The 3153-nt window shown below is 45.6% G+C and carries 3 protein-coding genes; all 3 read right to left on the minus strand.

What is annotated here, in order from left to right; genetic code table 11:
* Nucleotides 1–609, minus strand: a 609-nt coding sequence (locus tag VN105_RS00705) for a porin family protein (RefSeq protein WP_325636934.1), incomplete at its 3' end; no start/stop codon positions are given.
* A gap of 113 nt (nt 610–722) precedes the next feature.
* The gene (locus tag VN105_RS00710) at nt 723–1631 is read right to left on the minus strand and encodes a hypothetical protein (RefSeq protein ID WP_325636935.1); all 909 of its coding nucleotides are present in this window, start codon (nt 1629–1631) and stop codon (nt 723–725) included.
* A 123-nt stretch (nt 1632–1754) separates the two neighbouring features.
* Nucleotides 1755–3020, minus strand: a complete 1266-nt coding sequence (locus VN105_RS00715) for a metallophosphoesterase (protein WP_325636936.1) — start codon at nt 3018–3020, stop codon at nt 1755–1757.
* Nucleotides 3021–3153 lie beyond the last annotated feature (133 nt).

Raw genomic sequence — 3153 nt, forward strand, 5'->3', positions numbered from 1 at the left:
GCCTACGCCCAGCTGTATGCTCTGGTTCTTCCAGTTGTCTGTGCTGGCAATGCTGTTAAGTCCTTTTACATCATTAAAGCCAATTATGTAACGGGCACTAATATTAATGATAGGCAGCTGCAACCATAAGCCAGCTACACCCGAAATTTCTCCTCCTTTAAATGCCTCATTAGCTGCGCCTAATACCTTTCTATCACTAATTAATGCTCCAAATTGAGGTCCAACCTGTAACTTTAAACGCGGTGTGCCTAAATCGATGTTAGCTAATAATGGAATGCTCAGATAATTCAGGCTGATATTTTTGCGGTCATCTGATGTACTTACATTTTCATAAATGGAACTAAATTTATCTGTAGTTTCCGTCTTGGTAGATGAGAACACCAATTCTCCCTGTACACCAAAGCCTTTTACAAGATTCACCTGAGCAAAAGCCCCAAGGTGATATCCTAATTTAAAACCATCTTGAAAGCCTTCTCCATCCAGCTTTCCGAGATTAGCGCCACCTTTAACACCAAAGCGCAGGAATTTTGATGTTTGTGCATTCACAGTTGACACAGTTGAAACAGCAGCTATCATCAGCACTGCTACGGCGAAAAACAGTTTTTTCATAAAATTACGTATTGTTAGTAATGGTTAAACTATAGACGTCCGGGGCAAAAAATACCCCTATGTTGCAATTACATTTCCCGTAATTACAAATTCCGTGCTACTTGTTAAAGAAATCAAAAACTGTATAAAATCCGGGCAGTGAAATAGCTCATAATGCTTTGATCTGTACCGGTTAAAGGCTTAAACACAGTGTAGGAGGGCGCCAGGTTCAGGCGGCCTATAAAATAGGATACGCTGGTAGTAATATCAATTGCGCGGGGTTCAAATTGAGTATGGTCTTCGAAATTAAGTTCCTTCCCGGGAAAGCTCCGGAGCTTCATCATTTGCGGCGACCGCGTAAGATACTGGAACGCTTTGAGGTTACTGTAATAATTGGCCGTTCCCAATGTCATATTCACGGAAGGCGTTACCATCAATACATCAAACCTGCCCACTACGCCTGAAAAAATAAAGGGGTGCCTTACCGCCGCTATAATATTGAAATCATTCCCACTCAGGGTTTCTTTGGTATGCAATCCTTCCGACACATGTTTTCCCCAGCCGTAATCCAGGCTCAAACCGGGTTGCAGCCACCACTTGCGGTAATAGAAATAAGCAAAAAGCTCATTCCTGATAGGCGTGGCAGGAACATCTGAAGAATCGGTGAAAATGTATCTCGTATAGGATACACCGGTAAGGAAGTTACGGTTTTTCGTATAGTCGTAACCGGCGGTGAAGTCCCACTCAAACCAGGGTTTGTTAATGGAATTGAAAAGATAATAGGCGCTTACGCCTGCATACAACCCGCTTTTATGATAATAACTTAAAGAGGGGGAAACAAATGTTTTTAAAACAATGGGCCGCTCAAAATTGGCTACTTTACTGCCATAAGCGGGGTTATTTCCATATCCTATACCGGCCACAAGTTCGCTTTTCTGCTGTTTCTGCAACAGCGAATCAAGCTGTCGCTCCAGCTCTGCGAGGCTTTGTCCCGATGCTACACGGCTACATAACAACAGGAAGGTAAAGAAGTATAGGCGCATGTTGTAAAAGTACGTCGCTGCAATATAAGCGTAAATAAGAATTGTTTAACCCCACATCCCATGAATAGGACAAATGTGTGGTTAAACAATGCTTTTCTGTCGGTCAGCCCGTACCTGCTGCCTTTATACCAGGTCTATCACCGTAATTTCAGGCAGGATGCCCACTCTTCCCGGGTATCCAAGGAATCCGAAGCCCCTGTTCACATACAGGAACTGCTCGCCTTTCTTATATAAACCGGCCCATTCTTTATAGAAATACTGCGCCGGGCTCCATTTCAGCCCCGGTATTTCCACGCCGAACTGCATGCCATGGGTATGGCCGGCCAGCATCAGCGCAATATCGGGATATTCTGTACGTACCTGCGCATCCCAGTGGGTGGGGTCGTGCGACAACAATATCTTAAACGGGATATGCTCCGCCCCTTCATAGGCTCTTTTCAGATCGCCATAGCGGGGAAAGCGTTTAATAGCGCTCCAGTTTTCAATACCTATGAGGGCAATCTGCTCCCCGTTACGGTCCAGGATCACATTTTCATTCATCATCAGCTTCCAGCCCAGCTTCCCGTGTACGGCTTTCAGATCTTCAAGGTTCTGGTGCTGCAGCGCGCTGTACCCGTTGGCGTTTTTATCGGGCCAGGGATAATAATCGCCATAATCATGGTTTCCCAGGGTAGAATACACGCCCATCGGCGCTTTTACCTGGCGGAACACATCCAGCCACTCCGTCATTTCCACCGCCCGGTCGTTTACCAGGTCGCCGGTAAACAATACCAGGTCGGCTTGCTGATCGTTGATCATTTTAACGCCTTTCATCACCGCTTCCCGGTTGGCAAAGCTACCGGAATGGATATCGGAGATCTGTACAATCCGCAGGCCCTTAAAGGATCCGGGCAGATGTTTGAAAGCCATTTTGACCTTATGTACCCGGTAATTGTATTTGTTGGAGAAGCCATACATGAGGGTGCCGAAAAAGGCGCCGCCGGTGATAAGGCCCAGGCGGTTAATGAATTGCGACCGCGATAAGCCGCTTACCGCCGGGCTTGCCGCCGCTGCCGGCGTACCGCTGACTTTACGGATCAGCCACAGTACACCCCTGCGCAGGTCGTCGATGAGCAGGAATACTGTTACCAGCAGCTTGGCCACTACCAGGCCCATGAAAATGGCCATCAGGTACGACTTTAACGTAGGAGGCCAGCTATGCCAGTTGATATATGGCAGCAAAGCGATCATCAGCACACAGGTAAGGGATATAAACCAGTAAACGGAATAGGTAATATTCCTCACTCTTGGGGCCGACATGTACACCATAGCTCTTACCGCCTGGAAAACATAAATATCCAGTAACAAAAGGAAAACAATAAGTATAATGGAATTAATCCCGGGTCGCATTATGGAAATTTAATATAGATATATAATAGTTAAGCAATTTAACACAACTTACCTGGTCTGAAAAGTTAAAAAGGGAGTTGTATTATTACAAGACGAATAACAAGGCCGGGAATTGTATGTTTTTATTTTTTTT

The organism is Chitinophaga sp. (genome assembly GCF_035564935.1).
Classification (GTDB): domain Bacteria; phylum Bacteroidota; class Bacteroidia; order Chitinophagales; family Chitinophagaceae; genus Chitinophaga.